Origin of the sequence: Enterococcus sp. AZ089 (assembly GCF_050547225.1) — a bacterium.
Lineage (GTDB): Bacteria > Bacillota > Bacilli > Lactobacillales > Enterococcaceae > Enterococcus_D > Enterococcus_D entomosocium.
On record NZ_CP172954.1, the window covers coordinates 2823922 to 2845626 of the forward strand.

The following is a 21705-nucleotide window of genomic DNA, read 5'->3' on the forward strand; positions in this document are numbered from 1 at the left end:
TTTACACCACCCATGCATAAATTGAAACGACGATTGCGACTAAACCAACCAGAGAAGCGATAAAACGCCCCGAAAAGTACCGCTTCATCATCAACAGGTTTTTAATATCTACCATTGGACCAAAAACCAGGAAACCGACGACTGGTCCAGTGCCGAATAAACTCAACAACGAAGAGCCGATAAAGGCATCTGCTTCGGAACATAGGGATAATGTCAGTGCCAACAGCAGCATGACGAAAACCGCTAACAGCTTCGTGGAGCCTAATGTCAGCATCAAGCCAGTTGGCAGATAGGTCTGCATCGCTGAGGCGATCAACGCACCAATGATCAAATAACGCCCAGTATCGAAAAACTCATCCAAACTATGCTGCAGCAAATGACGAATCTGCCGAAGAAGCGGATGACTGGTCTTTTCTGTTTGATGGTGGGCGTGGTCATGCCCGTGATGTTGTGAATGAGCTGCTTGCTCATTCCCCTCACTTAATTGATTGGCAAGCCGTGTTTTTAAGACCTCTTGTTTGTTAAAATACGCCAGCCAGATCCCCACGACCATTGCGACCAATAAGCTGCCCAGCACACGCAAAAAGGCGAACTTCGCGGAATTTCCAAAGGCAATGAATGTCGAAAAAATCACGATAGGATTGATGATCGGCGCAGTTAGCATAAAGGCAAATGCCGTGTACACTGGCACGTCTTTTTTTACGAACTGATTAACGATCGGTACGATCCCACATTCGCAGGAAGGAAAAAAGACCCCCAGACCACAACCAACAGTGATCGATGCCAATTTGTTTTTTGGTAAGAGTCTCGTGACTCTTTCTGGCGTCAAGAAGACTTGTAAAGCACCTGATATCAAGCAGCCCAATAGGACAAAGGGCAAGGCTTCAATGACGATAGATAAAAAAATAACACTCATTTGCAGGACAGAATTCGGTAATGCCTGAAACATAACTTTAACCTTCTTTATCAATAAATTCGAAACGCTGGAATTACTATACGTTTTTTCCTTTTTTTATACAACGTTTTTTTTAAAGCAGTCTGTTTTTTTAATCGTTGCTTTAGATTTTCCTTATCTTTAAATCCTTCTTGTTCACCTAAATGATCAGCAACTAGCAGATATTTTGACTTTTCCTCAAGAACAGCGTACATTTTCCATGGAGGAATGACTTATGCAAAAAAATCAACCGATCCAAGAGAGGCTCGCCCAACATCCGTTGGCACTACTCTATCTCTCTCAACCAAATTGCAGTATTTGTGTTGCGGACAAACCACGCATCCAAACACTGGCACAAACCCAACAACTCCCACTATTTACCATCAACACGCTGGCAGAGCCAGAAGCAGCCAGTTTATTTTCGGTCTTGACGGTTCCCGTCGTCCTCTTGTTCGCAAATGGGAAAGAAGTGCATCGCGAAGCCCGCATCATCGATTTCACACGTTTGACTCAACAAATCTTGCGGTATCAAGAAGCACTCACAAGCGTTGAAGAGCAAGATTCCTACGAATCACTTTTTGACCAGTTAGACGAGTAAGTTCAGTGAATGAAAGCAAAAAACAGCTGTCAGATCCTTGTATATACTACGATCTGGCAGCTGTTTTGCTGGTTCCTATTTATGTGATGCGATTATTCGCTTAGTGATGGTTCTTCTACTGGTTCTTCATGGGACAAGACGTTGCCTGAATGCAAGAAATAAATCAATGTTTGCAATTCATTGGTTAAGTCAACGTTTTGAATCAGCACGCCTTTTGGTGCAGTGATCCGTGCAGGTGTAAAGTTCAAGATTCCTTTAATGCCAGCTTTCACAAGCTCGTTCACTAAATCTTGTGAATGTTGTGCGGGAACCGTCAAAATAGCCACATCGATCTGCTGGATCTTCACTTGTTCCTTCATGTCATCCATTGGATAGACCGGCACACCATCTACAATTCGACCAACTAGATCTTCATTGACATCAAATGCAGCACTGATCCGAATGCTGTTGCTTTGGTGAAATTTGTATTTCAACAAGGCGCTCCCCAAGTTTCCGACACCGACTAAAGCTACATTCGTCATGTGGTCTTCGTTCAATGTCTTCGCAAAGAACTGCATCAAGCTTTCAACGTCATAGCCATAGCCGCGTTTTCCTAATTCACCAAAGTAGGAAAAGTCGCGGCGGATCGTCGCACTATCAACTTGAACAGCTTCACTTAGTTCGGTCGAAGAAACTTTTAATTTGCCAGCTTGGTGCAAAATACGCAAGTAACGATAATATAAAGGCAATCGCTTCGCTGTTGCCTTTGGAATTTGATGATCTTTCAAAGAATACTCCCCCATTGTGAAAAATTCACTTGTGATGAAGCTATCATAACAAATACATTGTTCAAAAATCAATTTGAATGCTCATAATTTGAAATATAAATTTTATAATGGTAAAATCAAACTTTTTCCCAATCGCTGTTTTTCATAAAATATGATAGACTTGTAGTATTGCAACCTTGATACAGACAAGTTTCTTAAAGATAGGAATGACATACACATGATTTTATTACAAGCCAACCAAATCGCCCGTCTTTTCGGAGCCGAGGTTTTATTTGAAAATATCCAATTAGAGATTGCCAGCAATTCCCGAATCGCGCTTGTTGGGCGCAACGGTGCTGGTAAATCAACGCTACTGAAAATTATTGCTGGACTCGAAAGTCCTGATAAAGGAACGATCGCTAAAAACAAGACCGCTACGATGGGCTACTTAGCTCAAGATACCGGACTTGCTAGTCAGGCCACCGTTTGGGAAGAAATGCTAGGGGCTTTTGCAACGGTTCGACAGATGGAGCAGCGCATGCGTACCTTAGAGATCGCCATCTCCGAAGCAGATCCTGCTGCTGACTCTGGCAATCTCCTGAAAGAATACGACCAGTTGCAGCATGAATTTGCAGAAAAAAACGGCTATGGCTATGAAAATGAGATTCGCTCCGTCTTGCACGGTTTTCAGTTTGATCCTTCTTTTTACACACAGCCGATCGATACACTTTCCGGTGGTCAAAAAACCCGCTTGGCATTAGCAAAAATGCTGCTGCAAAAACCTGATATCTTGATCCTGGATGAGCCGACCAACCATTTAGACATCGAAACGTTATCTTGGTTGGAAAACTATCTACAAGGATATGCCGGTGCGTTGCTGATCGTTTCCCATGACCGGTACTTCTTAGACAAAGTTGTCAACGAAGTCTACGAACTGAGTCGCCAAAAAATGCGCCACTACAAAGGCAATTACAGCCGCTATTTGACCCTGAAAGCGGAACAGCTGCAAAGTGAATGGAAAGCCTTTGAAAAGCAGCAAGAAGAAATCAATAAACTGGAAGACTTTGTTGCCCGCAACCTTGTCCGTGCGTCTACCACCAAACGCGCGCAAAGCCGCCGTAAGCAATTAGAGAAAATGGACCGGTTGGATCGCCCGCAAGGAGATGAAAAATCCGCCCACTTCCTTTTTTCCATTGAAAAACCTTCAGGAAATGTTGTGATGCAAGTAGAAAATGCCGCTATCGGTTATTCTGAAGAAGAAGTTTTATCGGCGCCCATCGACTTAGATGTTCGTCGCAAAGATGCGATCGCTTTAGTGGGGCCGAATGGGATCGGCAAGTCAACCTTACTGAAATCGCTGATTCATAAAATCCCCTTTATTCAAGGAAAGGTGCATTTTGGCGCAAATGTTTCAATCGGGTACTATGACCAAACTCAATCCGATCTGCACTCAACAAAAACGATCCTCCATGAGCTTTGGGATGACCACAGTACCACACCTGAAGTCGAGATTCGCAATATATTAGGCAGCTTCTTATTTTCGGGAGAAGATGTTGAAAAGCCGATCACGCTGTTAAGCGGTGGCGAAAAAGCCCGTGTCGCTTTGGCAAAATTAGCCATGGACCATGACAATTTCTTGATTTTGGATGAGCCAACCAACCATTTAGACATCGACAGCAAAGAAGTCTTAGAAAATGCCCTGATCGATTATGAAGGCACGTTGTTCTTCGTATCTCATGACCGCTACTTTATCAATCGAATCGCCACCAAGGTCGTGGAACTGTCTGAAAACGGCAGCAAGCTCTATCTAGGCGATTACGATTATTATTTAGAAAAGAAACAAGAAGAAGCTGAGATCGCAGCAATGTTGGAAGCAAAAACAACCGAAACCACCATCTCAGCGGGCAAGCAAAACTTTGTCCAAAGCAAAGAACAGCAAAAAGCCGTTAGAACCTTACAGCGAAAAGTCGCCCAAATCGAAGAAGAGCTTGCCACGATAGAAGAAACGATCCAGCAACTGGAACAAGACATGACCGCACCAGAAGCGTTGAATGATCATGTAAAATTGACCGCGTTGAATCAAGCGTTAGAACAAGCCCGCACTGAACAAGAAGCCCTATTAGAAGCATGGGAAAATACTAGCTTAGAACTAGAGGCATTTGAAAGTTGATCGTGGAATCGGTCTGTAGGCCGATGACAAGCGCCCCCTCCTTTGTTTTACTTAAAAGAACAGGATGAATACGTACGATTCGTAAAACAAGGAGGGAAAAATGCAAAAACAGACAGATGTTTATCGAAAGCGTCGGCCAATGATTGTTTTAGCAGGATTGGTGTTGATTTGGATAGGGTTCAATCGAATCTCTCATCACGTGTTGTACGGAGAGTTGTCCGAACACGTGTCTACCGCCGTTGCCTATGATGATAGCTACGATGACGAATATGTTTACTCCCAAGCTTTTTTAAGTGAAGATATCAATGCGTACTTAGGGGAAATGGACATCACAACACCGATTTTCCTGCAGACGAACGAAGAATGGGCCGATAGATCCTATGGCAATGACGGCAGCCAAACCTTAGCAGAAAACGGCTGTGCGATCGCTTCTCTTGCGATGGTTCAATCCTATCTTGAAGGCTATCACATTACGCCACCGGAAGTCCTTGATTGGGCAGGAGATCATTATTACGTTGACGGCCAAGGAACGGACTGGCGGATTTTTTCTGACTTTGCCGATGCAAACGGCTACAACTATTATGATCTTAGTACTGACCTAGCTAGCGTTGAAGCCTACTTGCAACAAAATCATCCCGTCATCGTTTCTATGACCCCAGGGGAATTTACAGATGGCGGCCATATCATGGTCTTAGGTGGAATGATGGGCGATCAAGTGTTTGTCTTAGATCCCAATGATGATCCGGAAAAATCCCACTACGCTACTTACTACACACTAGATGAAATCGCTGATCAAAGCTTGCGCTTTTGGACCTTCAGCTGATTGTTCGAAAAAAGTCCCATTGGGGGCTTTTTTCTTTGTCGTCCCGAAAGCAGCAACTGGATCTTACTTTTTTAATAAAAAAACCCTTTTTTCTCCCCTTGGGAATCCGCTTTCTATTATAATGGAAGAAAGAAAGGTGTGAAGTCTATGAAAATCGGTATCCCCAAAGAAATCAAGAACAATGAAAATCGTGTGGCATTGCCGCCCTCCGGAGTCTATGAGTTAGTCCAAGACGGACACGAAGTCTTCGTTGAACAAGGCGCTGGTGCAGGATCAACCTTTTCTGATCAAGCGTATCAGGAAGTCGGCGCTACGATTGCTACCGTTGAAGAGGTTTGGGCCTCTGAATTGGTTATGAAAGTCAAAGAACCTTTACCAGAAGAATACCCCTTTTTGCATGAGGGACTGGTTTTATTCACCTATTTCCACGTAGCCGCCAATCAACAGCTTGCTCAAGCGTTGATCGACAGCAAAGTGATCGCTGTTGCTTATGAGAACGTCCAGCTGGCGAACGGCACCCTGCCTTTACTGTCTCCCATGAGTGAGATCGCTGGAAGAATGTCTGTTCAAATTGGCGCGCAATTTCTCGAAAAAATTTATGGCGGAAAAGGGATCCTGCTTTCGGGTGTTCCCGGCGTCCGTCAAGGTCGGGTAACGATCATTGGTGGTGGCGTTGCCGGCGAGAATGCCGCGAGAGTCGCCGTAGGTCTAGGCGCACAAGTGACAATTTTAGACGTTTCAATCCCACGCTTACAAGAGCTGGATCGACAATTTTCTGGTCAAGTCCAAACTTTGTATTCCAATCGTTTGAATATCGAGCGAACGATCCAATCCGCAGACTTGGTGGTAGGAGCCGTTTTATTGCCAGGACAAAAAGCCCCGTGCTTAGTGACCCGCGACATGGTGAAACAGATGCCTGAAAAATCCGTGATCGTCGATATTGCCATTGACCAAGGCGGAATTTTCGAGACCGAAGACAAAGTCACCACCCACGACGAGCCAACCTATATCCGGGAAGAAGTCATTCACTATGCAGTGGCGAATATGCCGGGTGCTGTGCCGCAAACGGCAACCATCGCATTGAGCATTGCCACATTGCCATATGCCCAGCAGCTAGCGAAGGATCCTTTAGCAGCGTTGCGAGAAAACGAGGCCCTTGCCAAAGGGGTCATCGCCTATGAGGGCGCATTTACTTCAAAAGAAGCCGCTCACGATCTGTCATTGCCTTTTACCGATCTATCGGAATTGATTTGAGCCACTCTCCCACAATAAAACCAGCAGCCGTACAAGTAATTCGCGGCTGCTGGTTTGCTTTCTATGAGAATTTCCTTTTTTGGGTAGCATGGGCTTTGGAAGTATGCTATATTCATACTTAAAAAAAATTCGACCTAGACAGGAGGAACACTGTGCTTACTCAACAACAAATCCAAGCATTTCCCAAAGTAGAACTTCACTGCCATCTCGACGGTTCCATTCGTCCAGAAACATTGATCGCCATCGCCAATCAGCAAGAGCTTCCCATCGCTCAAGACATCGAAGCTGTGAAAGCACAGATGCAAGCCCCCAAAGATTGTCATGACCTGAGGGATTATCTTCGCTGCTTTGATTTTGTTCGGCCGTATCTGCAAACACAAGAAGCTTTAGCAGCTGCTGCCTATGACGTGATGGAACAAGCCGCTCAAGATGGGGTCGCTTATATTGAGATCCGCTTTGCCCCCAGCTTATCGATGGACAAAGGACTCACTTGCAGCCAGACCATCCAAGCCGTGATCGAAGGCATCGCACGAGCAGAAAAACGCTACCCAATCAAAGGCAATGTTTTGGTCATTGGGATGCGTCAAGAAGACCTACCAGCTATTACGGAGATTTTTGATGAAGCGATCGCTCTTACCGATGAAAAAGTAGTCGGTATTGATCTAGCAGGTCCAGAAGAAGACGGGTACGTCCCTGATTTAGCTGCCAGCTATCAAGTGTTCCTCAAGAACCAAAGTGTCCAGCTGACCTTACATGCAGGCGAATGCGGCTGTGTGCAAAACATTTATCAAGCCATCGAAAGCGGTGCGCAGCGGATTGGCCACGGCATCGCCTTAAAAGGAGATCACACTGCTCAAGCGTTTGTTCGAGAACAAAAGCGCTGTATCGAAGGCTGTCCTACCAGCAATGTTCATACTCGTGCGATTCCCACATACTCGGCATACCCATTAAGAGAATGGCTGGAAGCCAAGGTCCCTTTTTGTTTGAACACCGATAACCGAACGGTCTCAAATACGACATTGACCAATGAATACCTGCAAATGGCTCATCATTGCGACATGTCCGAATCAGAGATGCGCTTCATAAACGAAACTGCCGCTCAGCATTCCTTTGCGGAAGCTGCCGACAAAGCGGTACTCTTGAAAAAAATTCAAGAATGGCAATTCTAATAAACATGGACGCTAGTGATCCCCACTGGCGTCCATGTTTATTTCCAAAACAATCAACTTTCTTTCCTTCACGCAAAGAAGAGCCGATCGATCCTTGTTAATCCTAAGGCATCGATTTCTAAAAGAGCTCTTTCGTAAATTTCTGTATTTGTGAAAGCCGCACTCTCGTGGGCATCGATCCCAATAATACAAGAGCAGCCGACTTCCTTAGCGATCTTCCAAAATTCAGGATGCGGATAGCCACCATTCGTATAGCCCGCCAAATTATACTCCAATGGCAGCTGATACTCTTTGGCTTTTTCGCATAAACGGTAAGCAACTTCTTCGCAATGGGAATCGAAGGTTTTATAGCCCCGCATAAACACATCTGGGTGTGCCATATAAGCAAAAATTTCTGATTCGATCCCTTGTAAAGAAACACGGAGATAATCTTTGATCGCTTTTACCGAATCCCCGGGTGTATGGTCGTAATAGTGATTGCTTTCGATTTCAGGAAAGTGATTGCCAAAAATCAAATAGTCGATCGACAGCCTTTCTTTCTCTGCAACTAGCCAAGGAATCATTGTTTCAAAATATTCACACTCTAATCCTAATTTCACATCGATTTGTCCTTGATATTTTTCCCGTAAGCTTTTCACCGATGAAACGTAATCTTCCAATTGCGCAACATCCATCCGCATGGGCGAGACATACCCATCCTCAAAGGGCCAGGGACAATGATCAGCGAAGCCGATTTCCTTAAAGCCAGCTTGGATGGCTTTGATCACATAGTCTTCATCAGAATCCCGTGCATGTTTGCATCGAGTTGTGTGGGTATGATAGTTTGCTTTCCACATGGTTAATCACTCCTTCATATTACATTTAGGTTAATTTGTTCTTGTGATCGCATTTTAGGTACGTTATCCTTCAAGCCGTTCGCTATTTTACAGAACATTTTGTAAGCGGAACCATTTTTTTAAAAAATAGTACTAGCTATCAACACCTATCACTTAGCAACTTCCTCATTCTGGATTTATTCCAGTCCATTTCATTATAGAATTGCGGCTATCCCAAGACAATCAAAAGAAAGCTGCAAACGGTTGCTTCTTTTCCCATCACTTCCATTGAGTCGTTTCTCTTGGGACAAATGAATTTTTCAAGAGGACGTGTCTTGGTGCGGTTTTGTCTCCTTGTACCTCTTGAAAAAGTAGCTGGGTCGTCCAATCCACCATCTCCTCTAAAGGTCGTGCGATGGACGAAAGCAAAGGGCTAGTACAAAGACAAACATTGGTGTTTTCATAACCAATCACCTGAATCGCTTCACCAATCTTTTTATCCAGTGAATGAAGGGAACGTAAAGCACAGGCTGCCAAAAAATCGCTTGCCGCAAAAATGCCATCGATAGAAGGCCATTGATGAAAAAGTTGATCAAAGGATGTTTGCGTGACATTTACAAAATCGAGTACGACCTCGTGAACAAGAATCTCTGGGTATTGGTCCATCACTTGATAAAAACCAGCCGATTTTTCTTGAACGGAATGTAATGTCTTTGGCCCATTAATGAAGAGGATCTCGCGACAACGATTTTGGATTAAGATCTGTGCTGCCAACTGTCCACCTGAGGTATTATCCGCAGAAACGGAGGATACTTCATCGCTAAGGACTCTACCCACACTCACTAGAGGTAATTTGAGAACCTTTTGCAACAACGGACCTTGCGTACAAAGGTTGGTACATAAGATCAACCCATCAATATTATTTGCGAGAAACAAGTTCAAAAAATAGGCTTCTCTTTCAGGATTTCCTTGTGTGGTACCAATCATCAAACTATAGCCTTTCTCAATCAGTTGCGACTCGATTCGGGTAATAAATTGATTATAAAAATCATTTTTCAAATCATAGATCAGCAAGCCGATCATCTTTGAAGAATTGTAATAAAAGGACCGTGCTAATTCATTTGGTACATAATCAAGTGCTTGAATTGCTTCTAGCACAACCCGCTTTGTTTCTTCATTCACGTATTTTTTATTGTTGATCACTCGTGAGACGGTAGTCACGGATACATTGGCAAGTTTTGCCACATCTTGCATGTTTGCCATTGGTCCCTCCTTTCTCTCTTTTTCATGTCTCGTAATTGTTAAATCCTTTTCCATTTGATCTATTATCCGAATGCAACACTCTAAAATGCTTTCTTTTTATTCTATAATAACAAACCTTGCATCATATTTTCTGTTTTTATGAAAATAAAAAAGCTGTTTAGATGAAATCTCACCATAAACAACTTTTCTATGCTCGATAAAAGTTTGCATTAATGTCAGCGTCTTTGAAGAAAACAAGAAAATCACTCCCGTGTTCTCTTAAACAATCATTTACAAAAGCACCCAGCTAATTTTTTAAATCTAAGCCTTCAATCAACGCCACCGCACGATCGATCCCAGCGTCTTTTGTTTCTTCTAACACCACGTAACAGTATGGCTTGTGTTTGATCAGAAGCTGTAAAATTTCTGGATACCGTATTTGTCCTTCACCTAACGGGACAGGGATCACTTCTTCTCTCGAGAGTTGAAAATCCTTTAGGTGCAAGCAGACGATTTTCTCGCCAAAAAGAGTAAACGCTTCTTCTACCAATGCAACTTGATCAGCAGCCGTTTTTGCGGTGATCAAATTCGTTGGATCGTAAATGATCCCTAGATAATCAGAAGGAACACGTTCAATCAGCTCGGCGATGCGCTGATTCGAACACAACGGATGATTCATTCCTGCTTCGATCCCTACCATGGTTTTATGTTTTTCTCCTACTCGAACGAGTCGCTGGATCACATGGATCAAGTCTTCAAAAACCTCATCCGAAAAATTCTCTTCGCTATATCCCAGCGCGGCAATGACTGAGCCTGTTTCTGAAGCCACCATGCTGGCACCAAAATAACGGGCATGGAATAAGTAGCGCTCAAATTTCTGTAAGATTTTCTCTCGTTCCTCTGGTTCGGGATGAATCAAGTTACTATAACAACTTAACAAAGCGATTTGAACGCCTTGTTCTTGGAATTCATTCTTGAAGAAGGTCCCCATACCTGGACTCATTTTTTCAGGAGCACTTAGGTCTGGAAAAGACGCATTCAAGGCAAACTGAACGTTTCTTATTTTCTTTGCTCCTACCGCTTGTGCTAGCTGCTTGGGTGTATATTCTCCTGAGAGGTCATGCCCTCGGATGGCTAAATGAATCATCTGACTCCTCGCTTTCTACTGTTTTTTCCCATTCAATAATCAAATTTTCATAAGGTTCTAGCCTATGGTTACCCCGCGCCAGCGCTTCACCTGATAAGCGTTCGAAACCGGGGAGATGTAAGGTAAAGTCAGCTGTCGTCATCCCTAAGTTACTAATCCAGAGTTGGACATGGGTCGCTGACTCTCGGCGATACTTCATCACACCTTCCGAACATTTGATCAACAGGCGCTCTGATTCATAAGGGAAAAGTTCTTTGTGACAAAACGACTGCCATATCAAACTGTCTGTTAAATTGCTAGGTAGCGCACCTAAATAGATGATCTCTCCTTGAGCCAGTTGTTTCTTAGCTAGTAGCGTTTGGTCATTCCCTCGTCCGATCGTTTCCCAATCTTCTGGGCAATGAAAAACTGTGACCAAATGATCCAAAGGTTCTTTTAGGCCGTCATAGGTTAGCTGATAAGTCAGTCCTTTCACCGTAAATTGCTGGATTTCGTCAAACCCGAGCCATTCTCCTAAACGATCTAAGCCATTTGTCGCTGGCCACGCCAGCTCTTTGGTCCGATCCCCCGTCATCGGGCCTAAAATCAGCTTACCTCCTGCTTCAGTAAAGGCGGCAAATTTTTTCAGCAAGGTCGGACTGATCCAACGAACAAATGGGGCAAGAACAACATCATACTCTTCTAACGGACTATTTTCTTGAATGATTTCTACACGAATCCCTTGGCGAATCAGACTGCCGTAAAATTCGGTAAACAGGCTGCGATAATCATAAACACCCCCATGATCGATCGTGTAAAAGCGTTTCGAGTAATCCGAGTAGATGATGGCTATTTTTGACGATACATACTTCGTTTCCGCTAAAAGTGGTGCGATCTGTTGTCTTAGTTCGCCAATCCGAACTACCTCTTCATACCCACAATCTGGCTCTCCCCAAGCAGTTAACACGGCACTATGGGGTTGCTCCACACCATAGCGATGTCCACGAAAATGCCAAAAGCAGAAGGATTTCAAATGACCAGCATAGCCAATGAACGCTTCACTTGTGACAAACCCATGAGGACGAGGAGTCGCATAATTTTCAATATGACCAGCATTGGCAGTACAAGTTTCTAACAATAACATTTCCTTGTTGCGCGGTTTGACATTCCGCCAACGATCCAAGTTCATGGTATACGCTGGATAGTTGTCTGCCGGTGCATACGTATCAAAACCAGCAATATCTAAATCAGCAAATAGCTCATCATTTTGCAAGTTAAACCCAAAAGCGGAGTTATGGGTAATGGGTAACGCGGTCTCCATTCGGATAAAATGACAAAGATCATGCGCAAACTCATTCAACGTATCAGTGGTAAAGCGACGAAAGGCATTCATCAGGGAAGAATTATGCAAAAACGGGGTCGTTAGTGGCAAGACGACATCCTCAAATGCGTCATACCACTCACTCCATACCTTCGTGCCCCAACACTCGTTGAGGTTGGTCACGGATTGATAGCTGTCTTTTAAATACGTATACCAACGCGTTTGGCATGTCGTACAGTAACATAGATCGACATGACATTTAAACTCATTGTCCAATTGCAACATAACGACATTTTCATGTTTTTCGGCAATCTCAGCGATTTTTCTCGTCAACCGATAGGCATAACGGCGAAAGTCCTCGTTGTTTGTACAGACATGCTGTCTTGAGCCGTGATGCATCTTCGTTCCATCTTGATTAGTGATTAATGCTTCTGGGTACTGTTTTGTAAACCAGCGGGGTGGGGTCGGCGTTGGAATACATAAGCAAACATCGATGCCATTTGCTTGGTACTGTTCTAGCGCACGTTCCAACAACGAAAAATCATATTCTCCAGGTTGAGGCTCCAAGTCACGCCACATGAATTCCCCAATTCTAGCAAAATTCATGCCCAACGTTTTCATCGTTTGACTATCACTTTGCATGATTTCTTCCGACCAGACTTCTGGATACATGCAGGCGCCGTAATAAATATCAGGAAACAGTGGTTGCTCATGGAAAAACGCCTGTAAACGAATCGCTACATAGCGAGCGATCATATGCGCCCCGACCTTTGAAAAGTGGGTATCATCTGCGAGACCTGCAGGATAATTGGGGTGCTCATCCGGTGCTAACCAAACAAAGAGCGCTTTGGAAGCTTCTAGTCCTAATGTGTCATAATAATGATAGGTATAGCGATTTAAATCAAACAAATCCACTTCTTCCGTTCGACTAAGTTCTCTTAAGACAGGTAAAAATGCTGACAACGTATGCGCCAGTCGTCCCTCTTCCCCTACACGTCGTTCAACAGGTGTACACAGGATAGGAATTCCTGCTTTTTCTTTGATTTGACGGATCATGTCTGTCAAATGAGCAATGTACGCCTCCATCGTGACATGATTTTTCTCTTTTTGGTCATTATGTCCAAATTGCAGTAGGACGACTGTATTCGGTTCGACTTCTTGCAGGAGTTGCTTAAACAACCCTTCTTCGATAAACGAACGAGTCGTACTGCCGTTTTTCGCAAAATTGTGTACGTCTACTTCTGGGGACAGATAGCTTGGTAAAGCTTGTCCCCAGCCCATCATTGGCTGTTGATCAAGGGGATAATCCGCCACGGTTGAATCTCCGCCTAGAACGATTTTCATTTCTTTTCTTCCTCCATCTATTTACTATCAGATTTCCAACAACTTCGACAAGTCCACTGGTTTTCTTGCTGAACATAAGCTGCATTAGAAATCGCTTTCTTTTCTATTATACAAAACATTTGCTGACGAAAACATGGAAAAATCAGAGCAAAAGCTGCGAAAATACGAGCTTTTCCGCAGCAACCAACAGTGATCAGCTCTGACCTTTTCGATATTGTCCTGGGGTCATTCCCGTGCACTTTTTAAATAAACGATTGAAGTAACTGGGATTATACCCAAGGTTTTCTGCAATTTCATTGATTTGGTGATCAGTTTCGAGCAACTGCCGTTTTGCTTCTACGATGCGAACATTGGTTAAATAATCAATAAAGTTGACCTGCTTGGCACGCTTGAACTCCTTACTCAAAAAGATTGGGTCTACTTCGAAACGATCCGCAACGTATTCTAACGAAATTTGTTCATTGCGAAAATCAGATTGGATGTACTCAGCTACTTTTTGGATCATTTCACTATAAGAATTAGCGACATTTTCTTGCCAGAGGATGGAGACGGGTTTTAAGAAATGATGGTACAAAAAGGCTTGGATCTGATTGATGGCTAAAAGTCGTTCGATTCGCTCTAACACAACCGTTTTCGATACATAATCCGTTCGTGAGACCCCATTTTCATTTAAAAGGTAATCGACTTGATCGTACAGTCGATTGACCACATAGATCACCGCAGCCTGTTGATTGTTTTCTGCCACGACCTGTTCTAAAAACCGCTGGACACTTCGTTGCAATTCTTCATGATAGCCACTTTTCAGCGCTGTTAAAATCAAATTTTCTTGTGAAAGAGAATACTTCGGCAGCGGGCGCATTTTCTCTCCTTGAAGCACTTGATTTTCGGGAATCAACCGTTGCAGATGGATTTGCTTTTTGAGACGTTGGGCAACTTCAGGCAACTTGCGAATCTCTGTTTCTTGTTGCGAACTAACGATGGTGACATAACGGCAGACGATCAAATTGATTTGCTTGGTGATCATCGTGAAGTAATCTGTCAGTAGCTGCTCTTGATTGACCACAAAAACCAAAATCCGTCCTTCATTTGAAGAAACAATGGTTGATTCAGGGAAAAACATGGCTGTGACATCCGCTATAATGTTTTCTAAGGCAAACAAAATGTGAGTTTCATCTTGTGAATTTGCTTGATTGCTTAATAGATCATTGAGTTGGAAATAAAACAGGCGATACCCTTGGTCACTTAAGCACCAGTTTTTTTGCTGCAGTAATTGTTGCGATTCTTCCTCCGATAAATAGCCATAATACCCTTCCATCAAATGTTGGATCACTTGTCGCTTCAGCGAATCTTGAAAGCGTTCCGCCTGATTTTGCAACAATCCTTTTTCCCGACTTAATTGTTGCCAACGGTCCACCAAAAACTCCAGATCGTTTTCTTTTTTCCATTGGGTATTACCAAAGAGCTGATCCATCGTTTTTTCAAAAGGTTGGTATTGTTTTTTTGCCAAAAAGAGACTCATGACTGCCACACAAGCAATAAAAAGAATGCTTACGACGATCAGCACTCTAGCCAAATGAGTGACTGGCTCGGTAATCAATGCTAAGGGAACGACGGTATAAAACGTCCATATTTGGTTGAGTCGCGTACTGTTTACGGCGATCATGCTATAATCATTGCCATTGATCGATTCGCCCCAGGTTCCTTGATGCTCCTCACTCAGCGGTTGGATAACATTCGCTAAGTTCTGATCGCCAATAAAACGAAAACTCTCATGATTAAAGGAAATCGCTGCGAGTCCATTTTCAATTTGAGTATCATAAAAATACTTTAACAATGATTGCTCGTCGATCGTTGCAACTAAAAAAATTTTAGGCTGATCTTCGCCTTGGCTATCAATGTTTTGTACAAAAATCAATTCATCCTCTTCTTCAATGATCTTCCACTGATACTGCCTACCATTATCGATCCGATAGCGTTCAAATGCTGTTTTGGTTTGCTCGAGCGTTAATTCATACGTGCCGCCACTTTCAATCCCAAAGGGCGCCTCTCCGAGCGAATAAATACCGATTCGATTGACATAATTGGAGCTATTGGTTAAGTAAAACAATTCTTCCGACAGCTGGATCAACGTCTGATAATTCGTCGTTTCCAATAAATCTTCTTGGTAGCGCCTTTGAAACGATTGCCCCCAAACGCTTAAAGTCACTTCCAGCTGCGAGAACTGTTGGTTGATGTTACTAACGATTCCTTCGACTTGGCGATTGTTTAGTTCTTGATACGATCGTTGTAATGGTCCGATCAAATAGGCATGTAAAAAGATTGCAACGGCTAATAGCGGCACGACGATCCATAGACTGGCTAGCTGCAGTTTTCGATGAAAACCGCCTGTTTTAAAGTACTTCATTCCCAAACACCCTTGTAATAGATTTTATGTAACAAATTGTCATGCGAAAAAACGCATGACAACCTATCCACAACTATTGAAGTGTATCATCCTTTGACGGATCCAATCAGCATTCCTTTGGCAAAATGTTTTTGCAAAAACGGATAGAAGATCAAAATTGGTAAAGTCGCCACAATGATGACTGCAAATTTGATTCCTTGTTCGGGCGGCACATAGTTTGGGTCCATACTTGCTAACGCATTGGCACCACTGGAGGCCATCGTGATCTGTCTTAACAATAACTGAATCGGCCATTTTGCTGAATCGTTGATATAGAGCAATCCACTCATGAAGTCGTTCCAGATACCAACGGCGTAAAAAAGGGTGAAGGTCGCGATCACTGGTTTTGATAAAGGCAAAATGATTTTCCATAAGATCCCTAGTTCCGTACAGCCGTCCATCTTGGCGGATTCTTCCAACTCGATCGGCATTTCTTGGAAAAAGTTTTTGATGATCATTAAGTTGAACGGATTGATCGCGATTGGCAAAATCAATGCCCAATAAGAATTGATCAGTCCTAAATTTTTCACCACGATAAACGTTGGGATCATCCCACCTGAAAAGAGCATTGCAAAAATCACGAGATTCAACAAGGTGTTCCGTCCTTTTAGGTGCTTGCGTGATAAAGGATAGGCAAAGGTGAAGGTACAGAAAAGCTGCACCAGCGTGCCAACGATGGTAACGCCGACCGTTACAAGCAAACTACGGATAAAGGTGTTGGTTGAAAAAATAAAGCGATAGGAGTCGAGACTGATCTCATTTGGCCATAAGAAAAACGAACGTGTGGTCAATTCTAACTCCGTAGCAAATGAACCGGCGATCACATAAATAAAAGGAATCACCATGAATAACCCAATCAATGCCAAAAATAGTGCATTAAAAATGTCAAATATTTTCCCTGCTTTCGTATTGTGTAAAGTAGCCATCTTTTTCCTCCTTAGTATAAGCCGCTTTCGCCAAAACGTTTCGCTAATTTATTGGTACAAAGTACGAGGATGATCCCAACGATCGATTTAAATAATCCGACGGCTGTTGAGTAACTGTAAGCGCCATCGGTGATCCCCATCATATACACATACGTGTCAAAAACATCTGCTACTGTCCGGTTCAATTGATTGGTCATCAAGAAAATCTGATCAAACCCAGTAGACAAAATCGACCCGATCCGCATGATCAGCATAATGATGATCGTCGAACGAATCGCAGGCAAAGTAATGTGCCACACACGTCGGAAACGTCCTGCACCATCCATGATCGCGGCTTCGTATTGTTCTTGATCCACACCTGATAAGGCAGCTAAATAAATAATGGTCCCCCAACCGATCTCTTTCCAAATCGATTGCATTACGATCATGGGGCGGAACCATTGCGGGTCTGAGAGAAAGTCGATTTCAACGCCTGTCAACGAAGCGATAAATTGAGTGATCGCTCCATGATCGATGTTGAATAAGATATGCCAAAGACTAACGACGATCGTCCATGAAAGAAAATGTGGTACATAGACGAAGGTTTGAATGGTCCGCTGAAACAGCTTGTTGCGCAATTCATTCAGTAACAGCGCCAAAAAGATTGGTGCTGGAAACGAAAAGAAGATGTTTAAAAAGGCAATCATCAACGTGTTCCACAAGATCCGAAAGAAATCAGGATTATTGAAGAAATCCATAAAATTTTGTGTTCCGACCCATGGGCTATCTGCGATTCCTAAAAAGGGCACATAATCTTTGAAAGCAATGATCAACCCATACATCGGTGCATAACGAAATACTGCAAAATAGATGATCCCGGGAATCGTCAAAATATAGAGCCATTTATTTTGTTTAAAATGGTTGAGAAAACTCCCCCATTGCTCTTTCGTTTTCGGCACTTTTTTTATTGTTGTTTCCATTCAGTCTCCTCCTCTAATTCCGCTCCAATCAGTGCTAAACAACAAATCGTATTTAGCCCCCACTGTGACAACACATTGGTCGATACCCACGGCATTTCTTTTATTTTTTTCCACGTTGTCGCTGCTTCAATGGTCGCTTCGATCGGCAATGGAACACCCGATTTGTCATTATCAAGCAATAACTGCCAAGCCCTTTGACTGATTGCTCGATCGTTACGCACTCGCCCAGCAAAGGCCATCATCGTCGACGCAAACATTGGCCAGGCAAAATGAGGTTCCGTCAGTACCTCGTTTGACTCTTCTGCTTTTATTTCAGGACTCAAGCTATAAAACCAGCCAAACTCCCCTAACATCTCTGTCCACTCGGGGTCTTCCAGCACTTGAGCAAGTTCTAACCAAACTTGCGGCGCCCCAAAGGAGATGACCATGTGATAGCCGCCAAAATTCCCAGTTCCCATATAAGATAAGGTTTTGTCTTGTGGATCAAACAACACTGTGGGACCAGACAATAGGCGCTGGGGCATGGCTTTGATGCAGGTGATGCCCGTGCGAATTTTTTCAAGGTAAACAGGATCATTCGTCCGTTCCCACTGGGTAAACCAGTTCGAGACTAGCGCAGCCCAATCTGGTCCGATGCGAATCGGTATCCGCTTCGTTTCTCGTTCATAAAACTCGCGCATCGGTGGTAACGCATCAAAAGCATAGGTTTCATTGTCTTTGACTTGTTCCATAATCTCCCCAATGCGTTCATCCGCTGTCAAATAGTAGTAGTAGCGATGGAGACCCGCCATTGAAATTCGAACTTCTTTTGCTTGGCAGCCCCAATGAACGACATTATGCCGTGACCCTAATCCTTTGTATTCACCAGCATGATACTGATCGACTTCTGAAGTATGCCTCGTCATGCTTTCAGCCAGATAGTAGACGCTTGGATCACCAGTCCGTAAGAAATCTAGCCAAAGCCACATGTTAGGGACCAATTCAGTGTTTTGCCAAGCGTACCCACCAAGATCGTAGCGCCATTGGTGTCGAAACTGATCATAAGTATGCATGACATCACCATAGTTCCAATAGCCATACCAACTTCTTTGTTGGACTTCTGCTAAATAGAATTGACGCATCTTAGCCAATTGTTGCTCCAGCAACTGTTTCGTTTCCGTTGATTCGTCTGGTAAACTGATCCTGCCAAAAACCTTCGTCTCTTGATAACGCTCTGGCAATGAAACGATCTGGGCAGGTTCTTGGTTTTCTTGAGCTAAGCCCAGCAACACTTCTTCTGACGGGGCTTCTTCATATAGATCCAACCAACAACGCGTCGTATTTGCTACACCAACTGCCGTCGAACGAATCTCTTCCATTCCTTCGTATCCGCTAAGCATATGATCCCGTTTGGAATAGTGCTGAAAATCCATTGGCTTGGCATTCGGTGACCACTGCCACATCGTGATTTGGGTTTCTTTTTGGGTGATGCCTGTCACCTCGATCGCCGATGGTGCTTTTTCCCAAAATTTCTCCATGCTGCAAGCAACGCCGCCGGTTTCTCCCCCAGCGTAAAAGGTACCTGAATAATGCTCGCCATCCCCAATGGGCAACCAACAGTACCCAGCTTCGGTCTGTTTTTCTAATTCAAATGACCGATGATTGATTTGATTGACCCGAAAATTGTCCCAAATAGCATTTTCCACCGCATGAGACAGCATCGGCTCGTCCGCTGGGGTCAATGAAACGAGCTGTCCACTGGCTTGTTCTTGATAGGGAATGTTTTGTTGATAGTGTCGCCGTGAAAGTAACAATTGCGCCGCTTCATGATACACAGCATCTGCAATAAATTTGACTTGTCGATTCCAATTTTCACCTGTCAACGCATAATCAAATGCTACCCCCATGCCTTCATAAGCAAGTGGTTTGATGATAATGACCGTATGAATGATTTCCAATTTGCTGATTTCGCGAAAGATACGGAACCGTAAAATAAACTCTTGCACCACTTCTTGATTGATCTCAATGACGCCCGATACTTTGATAACGGCTTTTTCTGAACCATTTTCTTCCAACATCAAGTCCGTTACTTTGGACTGCACCTTTTTGTTTTGGTATTGCAGGATTGCGTGAAGATCTTGCAATTTTTTCTGCCCATTGACCGCTACCCAGTCCAATACATTTTTCCCTTCCCCATGTTTCGGGAAGAAGCCTTTGATCGTACCGTTGTCAAAATAAATACCGTTGTATGCTTCCCTAGCAATCGCCTGTTTCTTCTGGACACGCTGTTTTCTTTGAAAAAGTAACTGCGTCGTTTCTGCCACCAGACCACTGTGTCCTGTCCATTTCACACTGCCATCTGGCCAGTAAGCCAGTACTTTCGTTTGCAGCGGCTCCTCCCCCAGCAAAAACAGTTCCTCACTTAGAACCTCAGGTTGTAAAGCTCCTTTTTCCCATGGATACCCAAAACTCAGCCCACGTTTTCCCTTAGGTTTATTTTTGAGCCATTTCAATGCCATGCTCGATTTCCTCCTCTTCCCTCTCTGCAGGTTGAACTGCATCGTTTTGTTGCTTTAGCTTTTGTTCATTTTCATCAAATAATTTCAAGTAAATCCCCATTGTGCCAATGATCCACATCCCAATACTTAAAAATGGCAGGAGACCGGGGAGAAAAAAGCTGATCGTACTACAAATCCCAAACCAAAGGACGCCTAAAAAGGTGCCAATAGGTTGAAAGAAAAGAAAGCGTAGTGAAGCGCCTAGGTACTTCTTCGTTGGGAGCACATAATATTCGTACATGCTAAGCAATGTATTAATCACAGCGATCGCGACGCATTGGCTAACGATCAATAGGATCAAGCCTGTTTGAGTCAATGCCGCTAAAAATCCTTGCTGGATCACTACCATGGGGCACAAATAAAAGAGAATGATCGGTAAGCCCAAGCGATTCGATCGCCAAAAGTTCCTGCGGTAATACCGAAAGAACGTTTGAAAAAAAGGCGGCGATTCCTGTTTAAGGGTTTTCTTTGCTACGTGGAATCCTGCTTGTATGCTAGGCGCCAGTCCAAAGATGATCCCACCTACTAGCGCACCTATAATAACGGTTACATTTATCAGCAAACAATAAAAGACAAAATCTGCTGCTTGATATACTTTCTGCCAATTCATCACCGTTCCTCCTCTAAGGAATATACCTTTAAGTCTTTATAGCGGGCCTTCATTGGCGCCATTTGCCGAAATCCGATCGCTCCTTTGGTTAATATGGGACCAAACTGTTCCTCATCAAGGTACCTTAACACCAATAAGTCGTTGATCCAAAAGGAGATCGTTGCACCTACCTTATCGATTCTTAGGTGATAAAACCCTCGGGCATCTGCTACACTCGGAAGTGGATCTGCGCCTTGGGCGACCAGATGAAACCCATGGCTTTTGCGCAAATTACACGTTTCAAACGCCCGTTCCTCCTCATACTTTCTTCGAAAATAAGAAAGGTGGTAAGCATCGATCCCTCCAGAATGATACTCGGGATATGCCCCGGTTCGTTTGGGTACTCCAGAATCGAAGATCGAGCCACCCTTGCGATTGGCTGCTGCAAAAAAGAGCATACATAAGCCTGGTTCAGCCAGTGGTTGAAACTGCCAGGTGATTCGTAGGTCCGCTGGAAATTGTTGAGGCAGCCATAAAACAAAATGTGGTTGTTTGTTTGATTCTTCAGAATACGTATTCGCCAGAATCATCCCGTCTTGGAAAGTAATCTTGGGCTCTCCTTCAGCAATAAAGTGTTGAATATCTGCTGCTTGATTCAGCGGATTTTCATAGATCAATTTCGCTAACATTTCTTCTCCTTTTATGCGTA

At 43.6% G+C, this 21705-nt stretch carries 17 protein-coding genes; 5 read left to right on the forward strand and 12 right to left on the reverse strand.

What is annotated here, in order from left to right; translation table 11 throughout:
* Position 1: 1 nt before the first annotated feature.
* Entirely contained in the window at positions 2-949 is a 948-nt protein-coding gene (locus IGJ01_RS13010) for a permease (RefSeq protein WP_244732330.1), read from the reverse strand.
* Positions 950-1169: 220 nt separating this feature from the next.
* On the opposite strand from IGJ01_RS13010, the gene IGJ01_RS13015 reads away from it, so the two are divergent.
* A complete protein-coding gene (locus IGJ01_RS13015; protein ID WP_005234233.1) occupies positions 1170-1532 on the forward strand; it encodes a thioredoxin family protein in 363 nt (120 codons plus the stop codon).
* Positions 1533-1624: 92 nt separating this feature from the next.
* On the opposite strand, the gene IGJ01_RS13020 is transcribed toward IGJ01_RS13015, so the two are convergent.
* Entirely contained in the window at positions 1625-2299 is a 675-nt protein-coding gene (locus IGJ01_RS13020; protein ID WP_005228549.1) for a redox-sensing transcriptional repressor Rex, read from the reverse strand.
* 217 nt (positions 2300-2516) lie between these two features.
* Here IGJ01_RS13020 and IGJ01_RS13025 point away from each other — a divergent pair, with 217 nt between their 5' ends.
* From IGJ01_RS13025 to add, 4 genes are all read left to right on the forward strand, one after another.
* Entirely contained in the window at positions 2517-4448 is a 1932-nt protein-coding gene (locus IGJ01_RS13025) for an ABC-F family ATP-binding cassette domain-containing protein (protein WP_086372318.1), read from the forward strand.
* A gap of 100 nt (positions 4449-4548) precedes the next feature.
* Positions 4549-5271 (forward strand): C39 family peptidase, encoded by a 723-nt coding sequence (locus IGJ01_RS13030; RefSeq protein ID WP_301388778.1) that lies wholly within the window; start codon positions 4549-4551, stop codon positions 5269-5271.
* 147 nt (positions 5272-5418) lie between these two features.
* The gene (gene ald, locus IGJ01_RS13035) at positions 5419-6525 is read left to right on the forward strand and encodes an alanine dehydrogenase (protein WP_016612688.1); all 1107 of its coding nucleotides are present in this window, start codon (positions 5419-5421) and stop codon (positions 6523-6525) included.
* Positions 6526-6677: 152 nt separating this feature from the next.
* Positions 6678-7694, forward strand: coding sequence for an adenosine deaminase (gene add, locus IGJ01_RS13040; protein ID WP_086297866.1), 1017 nt, complete (start codon positions 6678-6680; stop codon positions 7692-7694).
* Positions 7695-7762: 68 nt separating this feature from the next.
* Here the strand turns inward: add and IGJ01_RS13045 are convergent, their stop codons facing one another.
* From IGJ01_RS13045 to IGJ01_RS13090, 10 genes are all read right to left on the reverse strand, one after another.
* Positions 7763-8530: a histidinol-phosphatase gene (locus IGJ01_RS13045; protein ID WP_086316497.1), complete on the reverse strand. Its 768-nt coding sequence runs from the start codon at positions 8528-8530 to the stop codon at positions 7763-7765.
* A gap of 258 nt (positions 8531-8788) precedes the next feature.
* On the reverse strand, positions 8789-9772 hold the full coding sequence (locus tag IGJ01_RS13050) for a LacI family DNA-binding transcriptional regulator (RefSeq protein ID WP_244732334.1): 984 nt from the start codon (positions 9770-9772) through the stop codon (positions 8789-8791).
* Between the two features lie 286 nt (positions 9773-10058).
* Positions 10059-10898 (reverse strand): sugar phosphate isomerase/epimerase family protein, encoded by an 840-nt coding sequence (locus IGJ01_RS13055; protein WP_430601161.1) that lies wholly within the window; start codon positions 10896-10898, stop codon positions 10059-10061.
* On the reverse strand, positions 10870-13542 hold the full coding sequence (locus IGJ01_RS13060; RefSeq protein WP_430601162.1) for a beta-galactosidase: 2673 nt from the start codon (positions 13540-13542) through the stop codon (positions 10870-10872). Before IGJ01_RS13060 ends, IGJ01_RS13055 begins: the two co-directional genes overlap by 29 nt.
* A 193-nt stretch (positions 13543-13735) precedes the next feature.
* A complete protein-coding gene (locus IGJ01_RS13065; RefSeq protein ID WP_430601163.1) occupies positions 13736-15946 on the reverse strand; it encodes a helix-turn-helix transcriptional regulator in 2211 nt (736 codons plus the stop codon).
* A gap of 86 nt (positions 15947-16032) precedes the next feature.
* Positions 16033-16911 carry a carbohydrate ABC transporter permease gene (locus IGJ01_RS13070; RefSeq protein WP_086297880.1) on the reverse strand — a complete coding sequence of 293 codons (879 nt, stop codon included), beginning with the start codon at positions 16909-16911 and terminating at the stop codon, positions 16033-16035.
* Between the two features lie 11 nt (positions 16912-16922).
* A complete protein-coding gene (locus IGJ01_RS13075) occupies positions 16923-17870 on the reverse strand; it encodes an ABC transporter permease (RefSeq protein WP_430601164.1) in 948 nt (315 codons plus the stop codon).
* Positions 17855-20368 carry a hypothetical protein gene (locus IGJ01_RS13080; protein ID WP_430601165.1) on the reverse strand — a complete coding sequence of 838 codons (2514 nt, stop codon included), beginning with the start codon at positions 20366-20368 and terminating at the stop codon, positions 17855-17857. The genes IGJ01_RS13075 and IGJ01_RS13080 overlap by 16 nt, the downstream gene beginning before the upstream one ends.
* Positions 20343-21017, reverse strand: coding sequence for a YesL family protein (locus tag IGJ01_RS13085; RefSeq protein WP_008380762.1), 675 nt, complete (start codon positions 21015-21017; stop codon positions 20343-20345). Before IGJ01_RS13085 ends, IGJ01_RS13080 begins: the two co-directional genes overlap by 26 nt.
* On the reverse strand, positions 21017-21685 hold the full coding sequence (locus IGJ01_RS13090) for a DUF1961 family protein (RefSeq protein ID WP_008380760.1): 669 nt from the start codon (positions 21683-21685) through the stop codon (positions 21017-21019). Before IGJ01_RS13090 ends, IGJ01_RS13085 begins: the two co-directional genes overlap by 1 nt.
* Between the last annotated feature and the right edge of the window lie 20 nt (positions 21686-21705).